We start from the raw sequence: 19,638 nt of genomic DNA on the forward strand, positions 1-19,638 counted from the left end.
GGAATACTCGTGGGGGTAGGATGCGTATTTTACTGGTGGAAGACAGCCCGGAATTGGGCATTGCCATTGAGGAAGACCTGGAGGCCAGAGGCCAGGCTGTGGATCGGGTTGAGGATTTGCGCTCGGCGCGCCTGTGCCTTGAAACCACACCCTATGATTTGCTGTTGCTGGATCTGATGCTGCCGGATGGCTCCGGGCTGGATTTGCTCAATGAACTGCGTGCTTCCGGTCAGTCCGTGGCAACCTTGATCCTCACGGCCAGAAGCCGGGTTGATGAGCGAATAGCCGGCTTGAATGCCGGTGCCGATGATTATCTGATCAAACCCTTTGATCTTGAAGAGTTGCATGCCCGTATTGCGGCAGTCACCCGGCGAGCATCAGGGCATGCCAGCTCCTGCATTGAGTGGGGTGATCTCTTGATTGACCAGGCCAGCCGTAACCTGAAGCGTAATGGGGAGCCAGTGCACCTGACCTCACGTGAGTGGGCTCTACTGGATACTTTTTTACGCCATCCAGGCCAGGTTTTGAGCCGATCTCGCCTGGAGGAGAGTCTCTATGCCTTCGGTGCAGAAGTTGAAAGCAATACTCTGGAGGTGTACATCAGCCGTTTGCGTAAAAAACTCGGGCCGCAGGTGATAGAAACCCGGCGTGGCCTGGGCTATCGGATGGCCGAACGATGAGTGCGGAAAAATTCCACCCACCCAGCTTGCAGAAGCTGCTGGAAAGACGGCTGGCCGTCAGCCTTGTCAGTTTTTGGCTGCTGGCTGTGAGTGTGGCCGCTTTTCTGGCCTACCAGCAGTTCAATCAGGCTTTTGACAGTGCTTTGCAGGAAACTGGCCAGCGTATTTTGCCCCTGGCCATTCTGGAAATTTTCAATCGTGATACAGGCAACCTCTCCAGCCAGTCTTTGCCTGCCTTGAATATCCATGATGAGTACCTGACTTACCGGGTGATGGATCATCAGGGGACTGTCTTGTTGCAATCTCATGCCATTCAACCGGACACCTTTCCACAGGAGGTTCCTCCCGGTTTCAGCAGCACAGCAAGCCACCGTTTCTACACAACTTCAGCTGTCAGTGGACGTTATTCTATCCAGGTCGCTGAACCCCTCAACGAACGCCGTCAGCTCCTGTTTAAAACCCTGGCAACTCTTCTTGTTCCTCTGGTAATGCTTTTACCGGCCAGCTTGCTGGGCATTGGCTTTTGGGTGCGACGCGGCCTGGCACCTCTCAAGGCCTATCGCAATCAGCTGCAGGTACGCTCTCCGGGTCATCTGGAACCTCTGGATACCCGGCTTTTACCCGCAGAAATCCAGCCCATGGGCCAGACCATTAATCAGTTGCTGGAACGCTTGGGCCGGGCGCTAACAGCAGAACGTAACTTTACGGCTAATGCTGCGCATGAATTGCGTACACCTCTGGCGACTGCTCTGGCCCAGGTGCAGCGCCTCCATCAGCAGGTCAAAACTCCAGATCTGCAAACACGTTGTGAGCAGCTTGAGTCCAGCCTCAAAGAGCTGTCACGCCTGGCAGAGAAACTGCTGGAACTGGCGACTGCTGAAGGAGCCGGATTACTGGCTGAAAAGCCGAGTGATCTTTTACCGCTGATTGACTTTCTGGTGCAGGAAAAAGCACGCCAGTATCCGGGCCGACTGCACCTGCAGCTACCTGAGCAAGCTCTGTATTCCAGTCTGGATACAGAAGCTCTGGCGCTTTTGCTCAACAACCTTCTGGATAATGCCCTGAAATACTCACCCGAAGGCTCGCCCGTGGAGGTGATTCTGAACTCGGACGGTCGCTTGCGGGTCATTAATGCCTGTGAAGCCCTATCTGATGCGAAGCTGCAAAACCTGCACCAGCCTTTTGTACGCTATCGTTCGGATGTAATCGGCTCCGGTCTGGGGCTGGCTCTGGTTACGGCTCTTTTAGAGGGTGTGGGTGAAAAACTGGAATTGAAATCACCAGCGACTGGCAGAAACAATGGGTTTGAGGCCAGCTGTCAACTAAGGATCAATCATTATGCAAACACCGGAAACACCGAATAGTGACGCAGCAGGCCTGGTACTGGCTGGCCCCATTTTACGGCGTTTAACGTCCCGGCGTTTAACCTTCTGGCTGGCAACTTCACAAAAAGTTGAGCTGGATCTCACACTGTATCCTGACGGGCAACCCGAGATTATCATTAATGCTGAGCGTTTGCGTGCAGCCACCCGGGAAATCAGTGCAGGCCAGAAGCTGTTTTTCTATTTGCTGGATCTGCCACTGGACAAGCCTCTCCCAGAGAACACCTGGGTTGGTTATGACCTGCGTTTGAATGATTTCGGCTGGTCAGATTGGGCTCCCGATCTGGTTTACCCTGGTAAAGACAATCCTGGCTTCGTACTGAAACCCCAATTGGAAAAACTCCTGCATGGCTCCTGCCGTAAACCTCACCATGACAGTGGTGATGGGTTATGGCGAGCTGACCAGCTGCTTGAGGAAACCTCACCGGAAGACTGGCCCTCCCTGCTGATGCTGAGTGGCGACCAAATTTATGCGGATGATGTGGGCGGCCCTTTGCTGGTGGCCATTCACCAGCTTCTGGAGCAACTGCAACTGCCCGAGGAAGCTTTACCGGATGCCGGGATCAGTTCTTCACGTCAATTGCACCAGGAGCAACCTTATTATTACCACCGTGAAGACCTGTTGCCTAAAAGCCGCGCTGGAAAGCAGGCGTTATCCCAGGTTTTTGGTGGTGTGCAAAAGCCCATATTCACTGCCGACCAGGCCCATAATCACCTGGTGACCCTGGGGGAAGTTCTGGCTATGTATCTGCTGGTCTGGTCACCGACAGGCTGGCAAACCCTCGCCACCCTGGATGACGGCCAGCAACCGGAGGGGCTCACCCCAGCCCAGGCCAGCACTTATCAGCAGGAACAGGCTATTCTGAGACCTTTTGTAGAGGGGTTGCCCCGTGTACGCCGCGTCCTGGCCCATCTGCCTGTGGCCATGATTTTTGATGATCACGACATTACCGATGACTGGAACCTGACGGCCTCTTGGGAAGAAGCCGCCTATGGTCAGGCTTTTTCTCAACGGATTCTGGGCAATGCTTTACTGGGTTACTGGATCTGTCAGGGTTGGGGTAATGCACCGGAAAAGTTTCCCGATGATTTGCAGGGAGCCATTGCCCAGGTTGTACGTCAACCCGGTGGAAAGGATCACGATGAACTGGCCTATCAGTTGTTACGCTTCCCCTCCTGGCATTATCACTGGCCGACCGAGCCAGTGCTGCTGGTACTGGATACCCGGACTCATCGCTGGCGCTCGGAAGTTTCCCCCGATAAACCTTCCGGGCTGATGGACTGGGAGGCTTTAACCGATTTGCAGCATGAACTTCTGGAGCATCAGGCCGTGGTTCTGGTGTCTCCGGCTCCCATGTTTGGGGTCAAGTTGATTGAAGGCGTGCAAAGACTCTTTACCTGGGTGGGTCACCCCTTGATGGTGGATGCCGAAAACTGGATGGCCCATCCAGGTTCAGCCTATGCGCTGATGAATCTTTTTCGCCACCCCAGAACACCGCAGAGCTTTGTCATCCTGTCCGGGGATGTTCATTATTCCTTTATGTACGATATTGAACTGCGGGGTCATCAACGTGGCCCGGATATCTGGCAAATCACCAGCAGCGGGATTAAGAATGAATTCCCCGCACGCTTGCTGGACTGGTTTGATCGCTTGAATCGCTGGCTTTACTCACCCCGCTCACCACTGAACTGGTTCACCAAGCGTCGCCAGATGAAAATCATACCCCGCAAACCTGAACAGGCTGACTCAGGTGAGCGCCTGCTGAATGCTGCGGGTATCGGTTTGGTGGAATTGAATGCCCAGGGCCAGCCTGAAGAGGTCATTCAGCTTTGCGTCGATGGGCGTAATATCCATTTCTACCCTCAGCAGGAGGCGACCCGCTGGGAGTGACCTCCCATTGGCCAGGTAATCCTGACCGTAAGCCCCCCGCCAGGAGTGTCATCCAGCGTCAGCCGGGCCTGGTGGCGCTCTACAAGGCGGGCAACGATGGCTAGCCCCAGCCCCGAGCCGGTATAACTGCCTTTGCGGTAAAAACGCTGAAGCAACAGAGGCTTTTCCTGGTCGCTGACCCCACACCCCTGGTCAATCACTGCGACCTGCAAACTGTCCTCCTGAGTGACCTGCCAGTGAACGGCAATGCGACGGCCTTTGGGTGTATGGCGCAGAGCATTGGTGACCAGATTTTGTAACAGAATTTCCAGACTGCCCGGCTCCAGTTGCAACTCCCAGGGGGTATCTTCTTCATTGAGAAGCTGCAATTCCACCTTGTCCTGCCAGGCCAGAGGGGCCAGTTCCGCCAGTACATCCCGTGTGACTTTTAGAGGGTTGACCTTGACCCTTTGCTGTTTGGTATCCGGTTCCAGGCGGGCCAAGGTAAGCAACTGGGAAACGATACGGGTGGTGCGCTCAATGCCTTGCTGCAACTCCTGAAGAGATTCCTGTTGTTCCTTCGGGTTAGCAGCCTGTAAAGCATTCTGGGTATGCAGGCTCAGAACTGACAGGGGGGTGCGCAATTCATGAGCCGCATCAGCAATAAAGCGTTGCTCGCGAGCCAGAAGCTCTTTGAGCTGAAGCATCAGCAGATTGACGGCTTCCTGAATGGTATCCAGCTCTTTGGGCAGTGGAGATAGTGCCAGAGGTTGCAGTGATCGGGGGTCGCGCTTGCGCAGCAACTCTGCCAATTGATTGAGGGGCTGAAAGCCTCGGCCAATCGCCCACCAGATCAATAATGCCAGAAGGGGAATGCCCAAAAGATCGGGCAGCAGGGTGCGTAAAGCGATCTTGCTGACCAGTTCACCTCGAACATCATCTCGTTCTGCCATCAGGATGCGATAAGCATTGGAAGGCTGGTTGAGTACAAAAACCCGCCAGATATGCTGATCCACCCGTTCATTGACATAGCCCTGAAGCTTTTGGGTCAACTGGCCTGAAGGAGCACTACGGGAACGCAAAACCAATTGCTCATCTTTCCAGACCTGAAAAACCACCTTGCTTTCGTATTGATGACCGCTCTTGCCTGTGTCCGGGGTTTGTAAGGTGGTTTGTTCCATGGTGTTCAGCAGGCGTAACTTGGCCACCTGACTCATACTGGTGGCATCCATTCCCACCAGAAGGCTGTCGATCAAGCGGGCCTGTTGGGCTAGATGAGCATCATAGAGTTCTTCTACCTCATGAGTGGCATCATGAAAACTGCTCCAGGCAATGATTCCACTGACACTAATGAACAGAAGCAGCACCCATCCCAAGGTGCGTGCACGAATGGATGCTGATTTCATGGCCGGGCATCCTTGTCGAGGAGATAGCCCACTCCCCGGATGGTGCGTATCAGCTGGGTAAAGAGCTTCTTGCGCAGGTGGTGGACATGGACTTCCAGGGCATTGCTTTCGACATCGTCATCCCAGCCGTAAAGCAGCTGTTGCAGGTGATCCCGTGTGAAAACATGGCCCGGTTGATTGGCCAGTTCATGCAGCAATGCAAATTCACGTCGGGTCAGACTGACCGGAACCTGGCTTAGAAAAACCTGCTGGGTTTGTGGATTGATTTCTAATGGCCCGATTTGGATGGCGGTCTGTGAGCGGCCTCCACTGCGCCGCAGCAGAGCCCTGACCCTGGCTTTTAACTCAGTAATGTCAAAGGGCTTGATCAGATAGTCATCCGCCCCGGCATCCAGCCCGGCAATCCGGTCATCGACAGCATCCCTGGCGGTAAGAATCAGTACGGGCACATCCTTGCCCTGGCTGCGGATTTTTTTCAACAATGAAAGACCATCCATTCCCGGAAGACCCAGATCCAGAAGCACCAGATCAAAGACTTCGTTTTCCAGCCCGAAGAGGGCCTGGCGGCCATCGGCCAGCCAGTCCACAGTATAACCTTCCGGCTTCAGAGTGGTGCGTACTCCCTGAGCCAGAGAGGTGTCATCTTCAATCAGCAGTAAACGCATAGTGGTGTTCCGGTTAGGTGTTGCGGTTCGAGGCGCTTTCCAGAGTCTGCAGGTGCTTGCGGAATTCCTCAAGGCTCAATTCACCCACAGTCCTCAGGCTGCGCAGTTCTTCACCACTTTTCTGAAAATAAAGAATGGCCGGGGGGCCAAACAACCCCCATTGCTGCATAAAATCAGTATGCTCCCCGGTATTACGTGTCACATCCAGTTGCAAAAAGCGCACCTGGCCGGAGTAGTCAGATGGATTCATATGCCTGAAGACTTCTTTCTCCATGACCAGACAGCTGGCACACCAGTCGGCGTAGAAATCCAGCACCACGGGCAGACCAGCCTGCTGAGCTGAAGCCATCTCTGCCTGCAGGTCTGCAGGACTTTCAATGCGGGTAAACAAGGGTATTTCTTCCTGGCTGCTGGAGCTATTTGAAGATGAAGCCGTGAGACCGGCCAAGGGTTGTAGCGGATCGGTTTGCCCGGCCAGGCCTCCGATCAACAGGGCCAAGGCATAAACTGCAAGGAGGGCGGCCAGACCCCGACGGGTTTTCTGCCAACCTGTAGTGGCTTCCTTGAGACTGCCCAGATGCGTGGCATACACCAGTCCCAGGGCACCCCAGAGTAGCAGGCTGATCTGGGCGGGAAGAAAACGTCCCAGAAGACTGATCGCCAATGCCAAGAGTAAGACGCCAAAGAAGCTTTTAACCGCCAGCATCCAGGTTCCGGCCTTGGGCAGAAAACGCCCGCCACCAGCGCCCACCAGAAGCAGGGGAACCCCCATGCCCAGACTTAGAGCAAAAAGAGCGGCACCGCCCAGTAGGGCATCACCGGTCGTGCTGATATAAATCAGAGCCCCCGCCAGAGGTGCAGAAACACAGGGCGATACGACCAGGGCAGAAATCAGCCCCAAAAGAGCCAACCCCAGATAGCGGCCAATGCCCGAAGGGGCCGCTTCACCGGGTTGCTGGCCGATGGAGTTGAGTTTATCTCTTAAAAAGGCGGGTAGCTGGAGTTCGTAAAAGCCAAACATGGACAGGGACAGCAGCACAAAAACCCCGGCAAAAACACTCAGGGCCAGAGGATTTTGCATGGCGGCCTGAAGATTCATGCTGGCTCCGAAGTAGCCAACCAAAACACCGGCCAGGGTATAGGTGGAAGCCATTCCCAGAACATAAGCAAGCGACAGGGCCAGGCCCTTGCGAGCACTGATGTCTTCACCTTGACCGGCAATGGCTCCGGCCAGAATGGGGAGCATGGGAAGCACGCAGGGAGTAAAGGTTAGCCCCAACCCCAGAACAAAGAAAGTGCCCAGAATCCAGGCACTGCCGGAGCTGGCCAGAAGGCCTGCCAGACCATCAGCTGTATCCGTGGATGTGGCATCCGGGCTGGAAACAGGGGTTGATTGATTGACAGCGACTGGCGTCGAGTTCCCCGGCCAGTTCACCTGATAGCCGCGTGTCTGGGGAGGATAACAAAGCCCCTTTTCTGCACAGCCCTGATAGGTGACTTCCACTTGCAGCTTCGAAGTGGCGGCCAGAGCAGGGATAAACCTCAGCTGCGCCTGATCATGAAAAACTTCGACAAGACCGAAGTTGGGATCATCCTTGGTTTCCGATTCGGTAATAAATTCGAGAGCCTGGGACTGGTCTCCGGCCCTCACACTGATTCGTGAAAGGTACAGATAATAGCCTTCAGCCACCTCCCAATGGGTTTCGATTTTATTTTGATCTCCTTCTACCACCTGGATGCTGGGCTGAAAAGCTTCATCCACGGGCAGAAACTCGGGTTCCTCGGCCTGCAGAGGGGTGATGGACAGCAAGAGCAGCAAGACAATAAATGGGATTCTCAGGTTCATACGGCCTTCTCCTTTGTATTGATGCTTACAGCTTGCCTGCTCAGCATTAAGGCCAGCTTAAGCAGGGCTTAAGGAAGCCTTAAGTTGGCCCTGAGAGGATGTCGTCAATACCCCAAGACTCGTTGAGGAGAAAGAGCATGATGATGAATGGAAAGCAGCGTCTGGGACGCTGGTTTGTTGCTGCAGCCCTGATGGTCGGTGTGACGGCTGCGGAATTGTTTCCTGCGGCTGTTGCGGCAGAAGTGACCGCAGCCAGCCAAGCCCAACCAGCTCCCTTGCTGGATACACCTTTGCCCCGGATTGGGGAGGAAGGTCAAGTGGCAATGAATGATTTGAGGGGGCAGGTGGTTCTGGTGGATTTCTGGGCTTCCTGGTGCGGTCCTTGCCGGGAATCCTTTCCCTGGATGAACCGGATGCAGAAAAAATACGCTGACCAGGGGCTACGGGTGGTCGGCGTCAATCTGGATCAAAACAAGGAGGATGCACTGCAGTTTCTGGCCCAGGTTCCCACCCATTTCACCCTGCTGCATGACAGCCAGGCTCTTCTGCCCGAAGCCTATGGTCTGATTGGCATGCCTTCCAGTTACCTGTTGGACGCCCAAGGTCGTCTCAGGGCCAGCCACACCGGATTTCATGCCAGCCGGGTAGAAGACTACGAAGCCAGTATCCAGAAGTTGCTGGCCGAAAAACCCGGAACTGAATAGGAAAATGGAGGGTGAACGGATGAAAGCTTATAAATGGTTAATTCTTCTCGTGTTGATTCTGGTGATCAGTGGTTGTTCCTCCTGGGGTGTCAAGCCTTGGGAAAGGGGCTTGCTGGCGCAGCAGAAAATGCAGTTGATCAGCGAACCTGTGGAGATGGGGCTGGATGATCATATTTATTTCAGTAAAGAAGGCAGCAGTGGTGGACGCAGCTTTGGCGGCGGTGGTTGTGGGTGCAACTAGGGTCAGATGAGGAGTCATGAAATGACAAAGAAACTGGATAAAAACAAGGCCCCTTTGGGAAGCACCCTGGCTGCCATTGGCTGTGCTCTTCTGCAGGGTTTACCCAATCAGGTTCAGGCCGGGGAATTGGAAAAATGGGATGTGGATGCTGCCGTTCTGGTTTATTCCGAAAGCGATAGTCGGGTTCAGGCAGCAGAGCCGGCTGTCAGTGCCACACGCAATTTTGACAGTGAAACCAAGTTGAATATCAAGTTGGTGCTGGACACCCTGACCGGAGCTTCACCCAATGGTGCTCTGCCCAGTGACCAACCGCAAACTTTTACCCGACCCTCCGGTAATGGCAGCTATACCACGGATGCTGGAGAAATCCCGTTGGATGACACCTTTCGGGATACGCGCGTAGCTGCTTCCGCTGACTGGAGTGCTCCGGTCAACAGGAGTTGGGCCTACTCAGTGGGCGGGCACTTTTCCAGTGAGCATGATTATCTGTCTCTGGGTACCAATGCCAGCCTGTCGCGTTATCTTAACCAGAAGAACACCACCCTGACTCTGGCAGGTGGCTTGTCTTTGGATACCATCAGTCCTGAAGGAGGCTTGCCGGTGGGTCTGAGCCCCATGGCAGATAAGGGTGCAGCCAGTTTCAGCAGTGATTTTGCTGCCAGCCGCTCCGGTAGTGAAGATGACAAGCAGGTCACCGATCTCTTGCTGGGTGTGACCCAGGTGATCAACCGCCGCACCCTGATGCAGTTCAACTACAGCCTGAACTTGGCCGATGGTTACCTGACGGATCCCTATAAATTGGTCAGTGTTCTTGATCAGCCAGGTGGCACGACCCAGGAGTACCGTTATGAGTCACGTCCTGATTCACGCATCAAGCAGGCACTGTTCGGACAGGTGAAATACCAGCTGGGTTCGGGGGATGTCGCGGATTTAAGCTATCGTTACCAGCTTGATGACTGGGGTCTGAATTCGCATACTCTGGAATTTAAATACCGTTGGGATCTGGGGCGTCATTATCTGGAGCCCCAGGTACGCTGGTATACCCAGTCTGCTGTGGACTTTTATCAGCCCTATGCTCTGGAATCCCAGGTCAACGCGGGGCTGGATGAGGTGACCGCTGATTACCGCCTGGGTGATTTTGATGCCTGGACTCTGGGTATCCGTTATGGTTATCAGGTAACGGAAGGCCAGGAAGCCTATACCCGGCTGTCGCTTTACCAGCAAACAACGGGAGACTTCAGTTCGGCCACTACTCCTGCCAGTGGGAACGACCTGCCGGATACCACGGCCATTATGTGGATACTGGGGTACAAGTTTTAATGCAGACAAGGCAAGTGAAGGTGAGTTGGCAGGGATGTTTTTTTTTGGCTGAGTTTTCTGCCATGGCCAGCCCCTGTGAGCTTTTGATGGCATTGCCGCAGGAAAGGAAAAAACAGGCTGAGCAATTGGCTCACCTGGCGGCCGAAGAGGTCTGGCGAATAGAGAAAACCTACAGCCGCTATCGGCAGGATAACCTGTTCGCTCAGCTGCATCGTCACCCAGATCAGCCTCAAAGAGTTGACGCAGAAACAGCGCGTTTGCTGAATTTTGCCGATCAAGCCTGGCAGCTGTCAGAAGGCTTGTTTGATATCACCTCCGGAATTCTGCGCCAGGCCTGGACCTTTGATGGCAGTGACCGCTTACCTTCACCGGAAGCTGTAAAGGCTCTCTTGCCGCAAGTGGGTTGGGGCAAGCTCAATTGGCAAAGTGATGCGCCCACGGCTGAAGGTGAAGTGGCAGGCGGTTGGCTGACTCTGCCGTCGGGCATGGAGCTGGATTTTGGCGGCTTGGGCAAGGAATACGCGGCTGATCGTGCACTGGGTTTGATGATGCAACAATTGGAAGCCGAGCAATTGCCCTTATCTTCACAGCCAGGGCTGTTGGTTAATCTGGGCGGCGATCTGGCTTGCAGTGGCCCAGCAGATAAGGGAAAGCCCTGGCGGGTGGGGATCGAATCGCCTACGGAAGACGACCAGGCCTCCGAGGTACTGGAAATCAGTCGCGGAGGAATGGCAACCTCAGGAGACAGTCGGCGATATCTGATTCATCAGGGCAAGCGCTACAGTCACCTGCTTGATCCCCGAACCGGATGGCCCCTGGAAGATGCACCCCGATCAGTGACGGTTGCGGCTCCCAGCTGTGTGCAAAGTGGTTTGGTAGCCAGCCTGGCTCTCCTTCAAGGCTCTGGGGCGAAGGTGTTTCTGCAGGAAACCGGCCTGAAACATTGGATACTGGAGTAACCGTTTTTTCATCAGGCTCCGTGTTAATATTGCCTTTTATTTAAAGGATTTCTGCGGTGTTGAAATTACTGGTCGGTGTGGCGCGCCCCAACTTTTTGACTTTGACCCTGGCTTGTATGGCTCTGGCGGCAGCCTGGGGCTGGTATGCCAGTGGGGCTCTGAACTGGCTTTCTGTGCTTCTGGTGTTGCTGGTGGCCCTGGCTGCTCACATCAGCGTCAATGCATTCAATGAATATTTTGATTTTCGTTCCGGGCTGGACTATCTGACGGAAAGAACACCTTTCAGTGGTGGCAGCGGTACTTTGCTGAAGTATCCTGATCAGGCCGGGCAGGCCCTGGTGGTGGCTCTGGTAACCCTGTTTCTGGTGGTTGCTCTGGGTTTGTGGATTACCTTGCAGCAGGGTTGGGAGCTGCTGTGGATTGGGGTGCCGGGGGTGCTGATGATTTATGCCTACACCCAGTATATCAACCGCTCCCCCTTCTTTTGTTTGCTGGCCCCCGGTGTTGGATTTGGTATGTTGATGACGCTGGGCGCTCTCTGGGTGTTCACGGATCAGTTATCAGCTGCTGCCTGGGTGTTAGCTATGATTGTCAGCCTGCTGGTCAGCAACCTTTTACTGCTAAATCAGTTCCCGGATGTGGAAGCCGATAAGCAGGTGGGGCGCAGGCACTATCCGATTGTTCTGGGACGTAAAGCCAGTGCCTGGATTTTTATAGGTTTTCTGGTTGTTAGCTATCTGGTTTTACTGGTTGCTGTCTGGCAGGCCTGGTTGCCTCCTGAAACCTTGTTGAGTCTGGTAACCCTGATTCCGGCGGTTATTCTGATGCGTGGCGTTGTGGCCAAGGCCAACAAGCTGCAGGAGTTGGTTCCCTTTATGGGGTTGAATGTGGCTCTGTGTCATCTTTATCCTCTGACTTTGGCAGCAGGCCTGGTTTGGGCCGGTGTTTATTCGAGCTGAATTTTTTCAGGAGGTTAGTATGTCTTTAACGGCTGTGATTACCGGTGCCAACCGGGGTATCGGTCTGGAGCTGGCGCGTCACTACGCAAAGGAAGGTTATGCGGTTGTCGGTGTCTGCCGTCAGGCTTCGGATGAATTAAAAGCGGTGGCTGCAGAAATCATTGCAGGGGTGGATGTCACCCGGCAGGAAGGTATCGCCGAGATGATCACCAGCCTCAACGGCAGGAAAATTGACCTGCTGATCAACAATGCCGGGCTGCTGGCGGATGAAAAGCTGGGTGAGCTGGACCTGGATTCCATTCGCAAACAAATGGAAATCAACGCCTATGCACCTCTGAAAGTGACCGAAGCGCTGCTGCCCAACCTGAAAGAAGGCAGCAAGGTAGCTCTGATCACCAGTCGCATGGGTTCCATTGCCGACAATGACTCAGGTGGTCGTTATGGCTATCGGGCTTCCAAGGCGGCTTTGAATGCCTTCGGCAAATCCCTGGCCATGGATCTGAAGCCTGAAGGCATTGCTGTGGCTCTTCTGCACCCCGGTTTTGTCAAAACCCGCATGGTCAACTTTGGTGGTTTGATCACTCCCGAGGAAGCAGCCCAGGGTTTGGCTGCACGTATTGCTGATTTGAATCTGGAGAATACCGGCAGCTTCTGGCATAGTAACGGTGAACTTTTGCCCTGGTAGAGGCTCCTAATTTAAATGAACCTTACTCATCAACAGAAGAACACCTGTCTGAACCGGTTTTTACTGGTTGTTTTTCTGTTGTCCCTGTTTTCAGGCCAGGTGATGGCTACTGATCAGTCAGTCACCTGGGAGAAAGAGCACCCGTCCATCAAAGAACCCTGCGAACAAGCCTGTGAGTCAGCTCATCAGCAGGCCATGGATATGGAAGAGATGAATTGTGAGGCTGACCAGTGTGCTCAGTGTCATTACTTCTCGCTGATTCCTCAGGTGACTTCCACTGAAGCCTCTTTTCTGGCAGATCGCCTGTTTCTTTCCAGACTTCCCACCCACCAGTCTTTTTCCCTGCGTATCGAGCGCCCCCCGAAACTCTCTGCCTGATCGGCCTTTTTTGTTTTTTTAATTGATCAGCAAGAGGTTTTTATCATGCAGCGTCGTGATTTCCTGCGCCTGAGTGCGCTGGGTTTTCTGATGACCCCTCTGGCGGTTGGTGTCTTCACCAGCCAGGGCAGTGCATCTCCTTTTTCGGGTTTCTCCAGTGGCATCCGCCCTGAAGATCTGCCTGAAAACCAGGCATTGAAGAGTCTGCCCCGCTTGACCAACCAGGCTTCCGACAGGGGTTTCAGTACCCGGATGCGCATAGCGCCCACCGAAGTTGCCCTGGTGGAAAATCGCAAAACCAGCCTGTGGCTGTACGATGGCAAGTTGACGCCCCTGATTGAAGTGACCGAGGGTGACTCAGTTGAAGTGGCTGTGGACAACCAACTGCACCAACCGACCACCATTCATTGGCATGGCCTTAGAATTGCTGCGGATCAGGATGGGGCACCCCATGACCTGATTAAAGCAGGCGAGCAAAAAACCTATCGCTTTACGGTGCCGGAAGGCAATGCCGGGCTGCACTGGTTTCACCCCCATCCCCATGATTATCTCGCCGAGCAGATTGCTCACAGTCTGGCGGGTGTTTTCCTGGTCAACCCCAGGCAGGACCCGGTGCCTGCCAGTATTGCTTCCCACTTGTTGGTGGTCACTGATTTGCGCCTGGATGAACAGGCTCAGGTTGCACCTTCCATTCACCCGGACTGGATGAATGGTCGTGAAGGCAATCTGGTGCTGGTCAATGGTCAGCGCAATCCTCAGCTGGAAGTGGCGCCGGGTGAAACCTTCCGCCTGCAGATGGTCAATGCCTGTGCCGGGCGCTATCTGCGTCTGAATCTTCAGGAGCATGACCTGCAACTGATCGGAACCGATGGCGGCTATCTGGAAAAACCGGTGGCTCTGGATGAATTGCTGCTGGTGCCCGGTCAGCGTTGTGATCTGCTGGTCACAGCTAGTGAATCCAGAAAGCAGCGTTTTCAACTCCTGAGCCTGCCTTATGACAGGGGCAGAAGAGGGCCGCCCATGCTGGTTCAGGGTGAGCAAACCGAAACACTGCTGACGCTGGTGACCGGGCAGGGTGAAGTGCGACCAGCCGTCGAACTGCCTGCCCGTCTTCAGGAAATTCAGCCACTGGGTGAGCCGGAAATCCAGCGCCGGGTCGATCTCAGCGAAGACATGCCGATGGGGCGTCGTGGCGGTATGCGGGGACCACATCACCAGGATGGTCGCCCACCGATGCGTTTTTTGCTGAATGGTGAAGCCTATTCACCGGGTGATGTCATGTTTGAAGGCAAAGTGGGCAAGGTTGAAGAATGGGAGGTTTTCAATGCTTCAGGCATGGACCATCCTTTCCATATCCACGGCACGCATTTCCAGGTGGTGGCTATCCAGAACTGGAAAGGTGACTGGCATTCACCTGAATATGCGGCCTGGCAGGATACGGTCAACCTGAAATCGCATCAGAAAATGAAGCTGAGAATGGTGTTTCGGCAGCCGGGAGAATGGATGTTCCACTGCCATATTATCGAACATGAAGAAATGGGCATGATGTCCAGTATTCGTATCACTGACTGAGGAGGCAAATATGCATTTTAATGAAGGTTTTAACATGATGGGCGGAATGATGCCCATGGGTTTGATCGGATGGGGCTTGTTGTTGCTGATCGTGTTGGGGATAGCCGCTCTGCTGAAGTATCTTTTCACTAAATAACCATGAGGATGATGTTTATGTTCAAGAAAAGTTTCTGGATCAGTCTGGTTGCTTCCCTGTTGCTGGCCAGTCCAGCCTGGGCGGATTCCGTGATGCAGGTTTACAAAAGTGCCAGCTGCGGCTGCTGCAAGGATTGGGTCACACATATTGAGGAAGCAGGCTTTGAGGTGGAAACCCATAACCTGCAGGATGTGAACAGCAAAAAACAGGAACTGGGCCTGCCTTATCAACTGGCTTCCTGCCACACGGCAGTGATTGACGGCTATGTGATTGAAGGCCACGTTCCTGCCGACGATATCAAGCGGTTGCTCAGTGAACGCCCGGAAATCAACGGTCTGGCGGTACCGCGTATGCCGCATGGTTCACCCGGCATGGAAACGGGACGCAAGGACCCTTATGAAGTGGTCAGCTTTGATCTGGAAAAACAGCAGCTTGAAGTCTGGTCAGAATACAATCAGTAAGCCTTAACTGACCCGCTGCAGGTTGGCCGCAAAAACAGCCAACCTGCCGCTCCTTTACAGCACCCGTTTGACTTCCCGGTAATCTCCGCCCAGCTGCAAAACCAGGGTTACCTCTTCCGAGGTTCGGTTTCTGAAAAACCAGCCATGTTTGCCCGTAAAGGCAGCGGTCAGCTCACCCTCGTCACTTCTGACACCGCGCCCTTTTTCGTAAGAAACGGACTGGCCCTTGGCATTGCCATGGGTGTCGTAATTGAGCGGGCCTTCAATTCCTTCCCAGCTGAAACGAGCTACATCGCCTTCATTCATCACCAGTTTGAATTCGGTGCCCTGACCGGGTGTCAGGGTGACTCTGACTTCATCACGCCAGGTTTTTTCAGCCTCGGTCTCAGCCTCGGTCTCGGATGCATCCACTGCATTCACTGCCTCAGGAGCGACAGCTTCATCAACTTTCGTGGTGGCAACCGGTTCAGCCGGTTCGGGAGGATTCTCCTCCATTGCTGCCTCTTCTGCCAACTGCTGCTTAATCTCTCCCATTTCGGTCAGGCCCAGCCAGCGGCCCACACCGGTTGGGTCCAGGGCATATTCAGCCGGGAGCACCACCGTCAGCAGAATAACCACAGCAGCAATAAGTGCCAGCAGAGTGGAGCGGATGAGCTGCCCGGTAGACGGCAGTTCGGCGCGGGAAGGTTGGTTGGAGTTATACATGGTGAATCACCTCTGAAAAAATCAAGCCGCAAAGAAGCCGGTCAGTTGATAGCCAATAAGAATAAACCCGGCACTCATCATGCTGACATTGGCGGTATAAGCATGTCGCCAGAAGCTGGCATGGCGTCGCCAATAGCCCATCAGAATCAGAATGGCACTCAGGGCCAGCAGCTGGCCGATCTCGACACCGACATTGAAAGCCAACAGGTTGGGCAGAAGCCCATCCGGCGAAATATCATATTCGATGATCTTGGTTGATAACCCAAAACCGTGGAAGAGCCCGAAAATCAGCGTGGCAGCGCGGGTGTCTGGCTGAAAACCAAACCAGCGCTGATAGGCACCAAGATTATCCAGAGCCTTGTAAACTACTGAAAGGCCGATGATGGCATCTATGAGGTAACTGTTGATGCCGATGTCGAAGTACACGCCCAGCAGCATGGTGGACGAGTGCCCCACTGCAAAGAGGCTGACGTAGAGCGCGATATGCTGCATGCGATATAGAAAGAAAATCACACCCAGCAGGAACAGCAGGTGATCATAGCCGGTGACCATGTGTTTGGCCCCCAGGTAGATAAAGGATACAAGGTGTATCCCTGTGATTTCCTGAATATAGCCCTTGTCGCCCTGAGCAACGGCATGAGCCAGAGCCTCGGGACTGATGGTGATCAGCAATAAACCGAACAGGCAGATCATCGCAAATGCGCTGCGATTTACCGGCAGCCAATGGCTGCAACGGCTGAGAAGGGACGACAGCATTAAAGTCTCCGAAAAAGCAGATATAAGATGTGCATATGAATACCATCCAGGTGAGGGGAATACAATCAGTGAAACCTGCACACAAAAAAGCCCGGCTCAGAATGAGCCGGGCAAAGATTACGCTATCGCTCCAACTGGCTGCTGTAATGCCAGTGAGGTCATAGTAATCAAACAGGCTGAATCGAAACTGAAGTCAGTGTATTTTTCCGGGAAGAAAAATGCTGACTTGCAGGCCGGGGCTGTTGGTGAAAACAAGATGACCACCATAACGTGTAACTATTTCATGGACTATGGCCAGGCCCAGACCGTAACCGGGTTTCTGCTCATCCAGGCGCAGCCCTCGGGTACCGAGTTCCTGTAAGTTCCGGGGGTCAACACCCGGACCATCATCCTGAATGTGAATTTCCAGATTGTCCGGGGTTTCTGCCAGCTTCATCAGAACACGGCTTTTTGCCCACTTGCCCGCATTATCAAGCAGATTGCCCAGCAACTCATTCATGTCCTGCTCTTCCACAGGCCAGCATTGATCCATATCCACGGAAATATCCATTTCAAAATGCTTGTCAGGATAAAGCCTGCCCAGCACCCAGAGTAAATCACGAGCCTGACGTACCGGTTTTGCATTCTGACCGGCCTGGGGTCCGGCAAAATGGCTGCGGCGCATCTCTTTTTCCAGCTGGTGATGGACGTCTTTAAGGCGCAGGGCCATTTGCCTGCGTTGTTCTTCTGTCAAGGGACAGCTTTGATCTTCAAGCATTTGCTGAACCGCAGATAAAGGTGTCTTGACACTGTGCGACAGGTTGGCCAGAGCTTCACGAGAGCGTTTAAGGCGCTGCTCCAGGGTTTCAAGCAGCAGGTTCAGTTGGTTGATTAAGGGAGTGAACTCCCTGGGAGAAGGATTCAGCTTCAGGCGGGTGATTTCTCCCTGTTGCAGTCGAGACAAGGCTTTCTGGAGCTGTTCGGTGGGTCGCAAGGATAAAAGAACAGCACCGTAAATCATCGCAATCAGCATTACCAGAAGCCCTGAAACCACGATGGCAGCCCAGACGTGGAGTTGACTCTGACTGGCTTTAATCTGGGTGAGGTCTTCAGCAACCAGCAACAGGATCGTCTGATTGTTTATTTGCACTTCGCGTCGATACACCAGCAGGCGCAGGGGGTCGTCAGAACCGGATAAATACGCACGATGGGAAATGAAGCCGGTTTTCCGGGTGTTCAACAGGGGTTCAAAAGCGGGTCGCCAATGCGACGGCGAGATAAGCGTTCTTTCCTGCGAATGAATCACAAAGGCATGGTGAAACACAGACTCAAAGTAGTCAGCCGTTCGGTACAGGGGGTTGTCGGTCAACTGATTCTCAACAAGAGTGTCTTCCAGAAAATCGGCCTCTTCAGTCAGGCGTTGCTGGACAAAGTCCCGGGACATACGATCCAAAAGCATGCCGTGGATGATCCAGGCCAGCAGCATGAAGAAGGTGGCAAAAGGCAGCAATAAAAGCAGTAGAGTGGATCTTATCGAGGTGGGGCGCTTAATTCGAAGCATTGAAACGATACCCCTGGCCGCGAAGAGTCAGGATCACTTCCTTGCCCAGCATTCTGCGTAATCGCAGGATATAAGCTTCAATGATATTTTCGGAAGGATTGTCATCCAGGCTGTAAAGCTGCTCCATGAGGGCTTCCTTGGGGAAAATGCGCTGAGGCCTGCTCATCAGGCAGCGCAACAATCTGAACTCAGTTCCCGTTAAATGATGGGTATCCTGCTGAGGCGTGATAATTTGCTGGCGTTCTTCATCCAGCTCATAGCCTTCCACAACCAGCTTACTCAGAAGTCGTCCTTCACTGCGTCGGCTCAAAGCTTCCAGACGCGCCAGTAACTCTTCCATCTGGAAAGGTTTGGCAAGGTAGTCATCCGCCCCGGATTTAAGCCCGTTGACTTTGTCCTGCCAGTCACCACGGGCCGTGAGTATCAATACGGGTAGCTTGATCTGCTCGGCTCGCCATCCTTTCAGGGTATCCAGCCCACTGCCTTCCTTTAACCCCAGATCCAGAATCGCCAGGCGGTAATCCTCCTGACGCCCCAGGATCAGTGCCTGATCGGCCCGGTCGGTCCAGTCCACGGCATAGCCTGCTCGCTGTAATTGACTGCAAAGAGATTCGCCCAGCAAGGCATCATCTTCTGCCAGTAATAAACGCATTGCCCGTTACTCCCGCGTGATTTTTGACCTTCCAGTTTCAGGCATCCTGCTGAATTCTTGCTGAAAAAGAATATCGGCAGCCTTTCAGAAAGGATTCAGTTTGCTCCTGCAAAGTTGCCAGCGTCAATCCAGACAGCTACAGCAAAGAGCAGGAGTACAAAAAATGAAAGCCAGGAGTACAAGTACCTTTTTGGCAGCAGGTTTTTTTCTCGCTTTGTGGGGTTTCACCGGTGTGGTGAATGCTTCACCCGGACATGGTGATCAGCAAAGAGAAGCCATGGGACAACCCGGCCAGCCTGGGCAGGTGGATCGCAGCATTGATATTGAGATGCACGACAACTACTACGGTGTTGAAAATCTGGACATCCAGGCCGGTGAAACCATCCGTTTTCAAGTGACCAACAAAGGCAAACTGGTGCATGAGTTCTCGGTGGGAACCCCGGACATGCACGAAGGCCATCAGGAAATGATGCAAATGATGGTTGAGCACGGAGCCATTAAGGGCGGCCAGATCAACCAGAAGGCCATGCAAATGGACATGGGCGATGGCCGCAGCATGAAGCATGATGATCCCAACAGCCTGTTACTGGAAGCTGGAGAAACAGGAGAGTTGATCTGGACTTTTAACGAGCCGGTCAAAAATCTCGAATTCGCCTGCAACCTGCCGGGCCACTATCAGGCGGGAATGATGGGTAACTTCCACTTCCAACAGTAACTCGAT

At 53.7% G+C, this 19,638-nt stretch carries 21 protein-coding genes; 14 read left to right on the plus strand and 7 right to left on the minus strand.

What is annotated here, in order from left to right:
• The first annotated feature begins 20 nt into the window (after positions 1–20).
• Genes LG323_RS12455 through LG323_RS12465 form a run of 3 tightly spaced genes read left to right on the plus strand, consistent with a single transcriptional unit; the run spans position 21 to position 3,953 of the window.
• A complete protein-coding gene (locus LG323_RS12455; protein ID WP_404416695.1) occupies positions 21–680 on the plus strand; it encodes a response regulator transcription factor in 660 nt (219 codons plus the stop codon).
• Entirely contained in the window at positions 677–2,044 is a 1,368-nt protein-coding gene (locus LG323_RS12460) for an ATP-binding protein (RefSeq protein ID WP_404416698.1), read from the plus strand. The genes LG323_RS12455 and LG323_RS12460 overlap by 4 nt, the downstream gene beginning before the upstream one ends.
• Positions 2,019–3,953, plus strand: a complete 1,935-nt coding sequence (locus LG323_RS12465) for an alkaline phosphatase D family protein (RefSeq protein WP_404416701.1) — start codon at positions 2,019–2,021, stop codon at positions 3,951–3,953. Before LG323_RS12460 ends, LG323_RS12465 begins: the two co-directional genes overlap by 26 nt.
• Here LG323_RS12465 and LG323_RS12470 read toward each other — a convergent pair.
• The 3 genes from LG323_RS12470 to dsbD are packed head-to-tail and all read right to left on the minus strand — an operon-like array spanning position 3,926 to position 7,849.
• Positions 3,926–5,338, minus strand: a complete 1,413-nt coding sequence (locus tag LG323_RS12470; protein ID WP_404416704.1) for an ATP-binding protein — start codon at positions 5,336–5,338, stop codon at positions 3,926–3,928. The genes LG323_RS12465 and LG323_RS12470 overlap by 28 nt on opposite strands.
• Positions 5,335–6,003: a response regulator gene (locus LG323_RS12475; RefSeq protein ID WP_404416707.1), complete on the minus strand. Its 669-nt coding sequence runs from the start codon at positions 6,001–6,003 to the stop codon at positions 5,335–5,337. The genes LG323_RS12470 and LG323_RS12475 overlap by 4 nt, the downstream gene beginning before the upstream one ends.
• Before the next feature lie 13 nt (positions 6,004–6,016).
• Positions 6,017–7,849, minus strand: a complete 1,833-nt coding sequence (gene dsbD, locus LG323_RS12480; protein WP_404416710.1) for a protein-disulfide reductase DsbD — start codon at positions 7,847–7,849, stop codon at positions 6,017–6,019.
• Between the two features lie 137 nt (positions 7,850–7,986).
• Between dsbD and LG323_RS12485 the strand changes: the two genes are divergently transcribed.
• From LG323_RS12485 to LG323_RS12530, 10 genes are read left to right on the plus strand one after another with little or no spacing between them, the layout of a single operon-like run.
• The gene (locus LG323_RS12485; protein WP_404416713.1) at positions 7,987–8,553 is read left to right on the plus strand and encodes a redoxin family protein; all 567 of its coding nucleotides are present in this window, start codon (positions 7,987–7,989) and stop codon (positions 8,551–8,553) included.
• Positions 8,554–8,572: 19 nt separating this feature from the next.
• Positions 8,573–8,794: a DUF4266 domain-containing protein gene (locus tag LG323_RS12490; protein ID WP_404416716.1), complete on the plus strand. Its 222-nt coding sequence runs from the start codon at positions 8,573–8,575 to the stop codon at positions 8,792–8,794.
• A gap of 21 nt (positions 8,795–8,815) precedes the next feature.
• Positions 8,816–10,114, plus strand: a complete 1,299-nt coding sequence (locus LG323_RS12495; protein ID WP_404416719.1) for a DUF3570 domain-containing protein — start codon at positions 8,816–8,818, stop codon at positions 10,112–10,114.
• A 44-nt stretch (positions 10,115–10,158) separates the two neighbouring features.
• Positions 10,159–11,073, plus strand: a complete 915-nt coding sequence (locus LG323_RS12500) for an FAD:protein FMN transferase (RefSeq protein ID WP_404416722.1) — start codon at positions 10,159–10,161, stop codon at positions 11,071–11,073.
• A gap of 56 nt (positions 11,074–11,129) precedes the next feature.
• Positions 11,130–12,032 (plus strand): prenyltransferase, encoded by a 903-nt coding sequence (locus LG323_RS12505; RefSeq protein WP_404416725.1) that lies wholly within the window; start codon positions 11,130–11,132, stop codon positions 12,030–12,032.
• Between the two features lie 19 nt (positions 12,033–12,051).
• On the plus strand, positions 12,052–12,717 hold the full coding sequence (locus LG323_RS12510) for an SDR family oxidoreductase (RefSeq protein WP_404416728.1): 666 nt from the start codon (positions 12,052–12,054) through the stop codon (positions 12,715–12,717).
• Positions 12,718–12,732: 15 nt separating this feature from the next.
• Positions 12,733–13,095, plus strand: coding sequence for a hypothetical protein (locus tag LG323_RS12515; RefSeq protein ID WP_404416731.1), 363 nt, complete (start codon positions 12,733–12,735; stop codon positions 13,093–13,095).
• Positions 13,096–13,140: 45 nt separating this feature from the next.
• Positions 13,141–14,667 (plus strand): multicopper oxidase family protein, encoded by a 1,527-nt coding sequence (locus LG323_RS12520; RefSeq protein ID WP_404416733.1) that lies wholly within the window; start codon positions 13,141–13,143, stop codon positions 14,665–14,667.
• Positions 14,668–14,677: 10 nt separating this feature from the next.
• Entirely contained in the window at positions 14,678–14,803 is a 126-nt protein-coding gene (locus tag LG323_RS12525) for a hypothetical protein (RefSeq protein ID WP_404416736.1), read from the plus strand.
• Between the two features lie 17 nt (positions 14,804–14,820).
• On the plus strand, positions 14,821–15,264 hold the full coding sequence (locus LG323_RS12530; RefSeq protein WP_404416739.1) for a DUF411 domain-containing protein: 444 nt from the start codon (positions 14,821–14,823) through the stop codon (positions 15,262–15,264).
• A gap of 54 nt (positions 15,265–15,318) precedes the next feature.
• On the opposite strand, the gene LG323_RS12535 is transcribed toward LG323_RS12530, so the two are convergent.
• The 4 genes from LG323_RS12535 to LG323_RS12550 form a co-directional block, all read right to left on the minus strand.
• On the minus strand, positions 15,319–15,969 hold the full coding sequence (locus LG323_RS12535) for a hypothetical protein (RefSeq protein ID WP_404416742.1): 651 nt from the start codon (positions 15,967–15,969) through the stop codon (positions 15,319–15,321).
• A gap of 21 nt (positions 15,970–15,990) precedes the next feature.
• Positions 15,991–16,662, minus strand: a complete 672-nt coding sequence (locus LG323_RS12540) for a HupE/UreJ family protein (RefSeq protein WP_404420139.1) — start codon at positions 16,660–16,662, stop codon at positions 15,991–15,993.
• Positions 16,663–16,918: 256 nt separating this feature from the next.
• Positions 16,919–18,265 (minus strand): ATP-binding protein, encoded by a 1,347-nt coding sequence (locus LG323_RS12545; protein ID WP_404416745.1) that lies wholly within the window; start codon positions 18,263–18,265, stop codon positions 16,919–16,921.
• Positions 18,252–18,917 (minus strand): response regulator transcription factor, encoded by a 666-nt coding sequence (locus tag LG323_RS12550; protein WP_404416748.1) that lies wholly within the window; start codon positions 18,915–18,917, stop codon positions 18,252–18,254. The genes LG323_RS12545 and LG323_RS12550 overlap by 14 nt, the downstream gene beginning before the upstream one ends.
• A gap of 163 nt (positions 18,918–19,080) precedes the next feature.
• On the opposite strand from LG323_RS12550, the gene LG323_RS12555 reads away from it, so the two are divergent.
• On the plus strand, positions 19,081–19,632 hold the full coding sequence (locus LG323_RS12555) for a copper-binding protein (protein ID WP_404416751.1): 552 nt from the start codon (positions 19,081–19,083) through the stop codon (positions 19,630–19,632).
• Positions 19,633–19,638 lie beyond the last annotated feature (6 nt).

Origin of the sequence: Marinospirillum sp. (assembly GCF_044810985.1) — a bacterium.
GTDB lineage: Bacteria > Pseudomonadota > Gammaproteobacteria > Pseudomonadales > Halomonadaceae > Marinospirillum.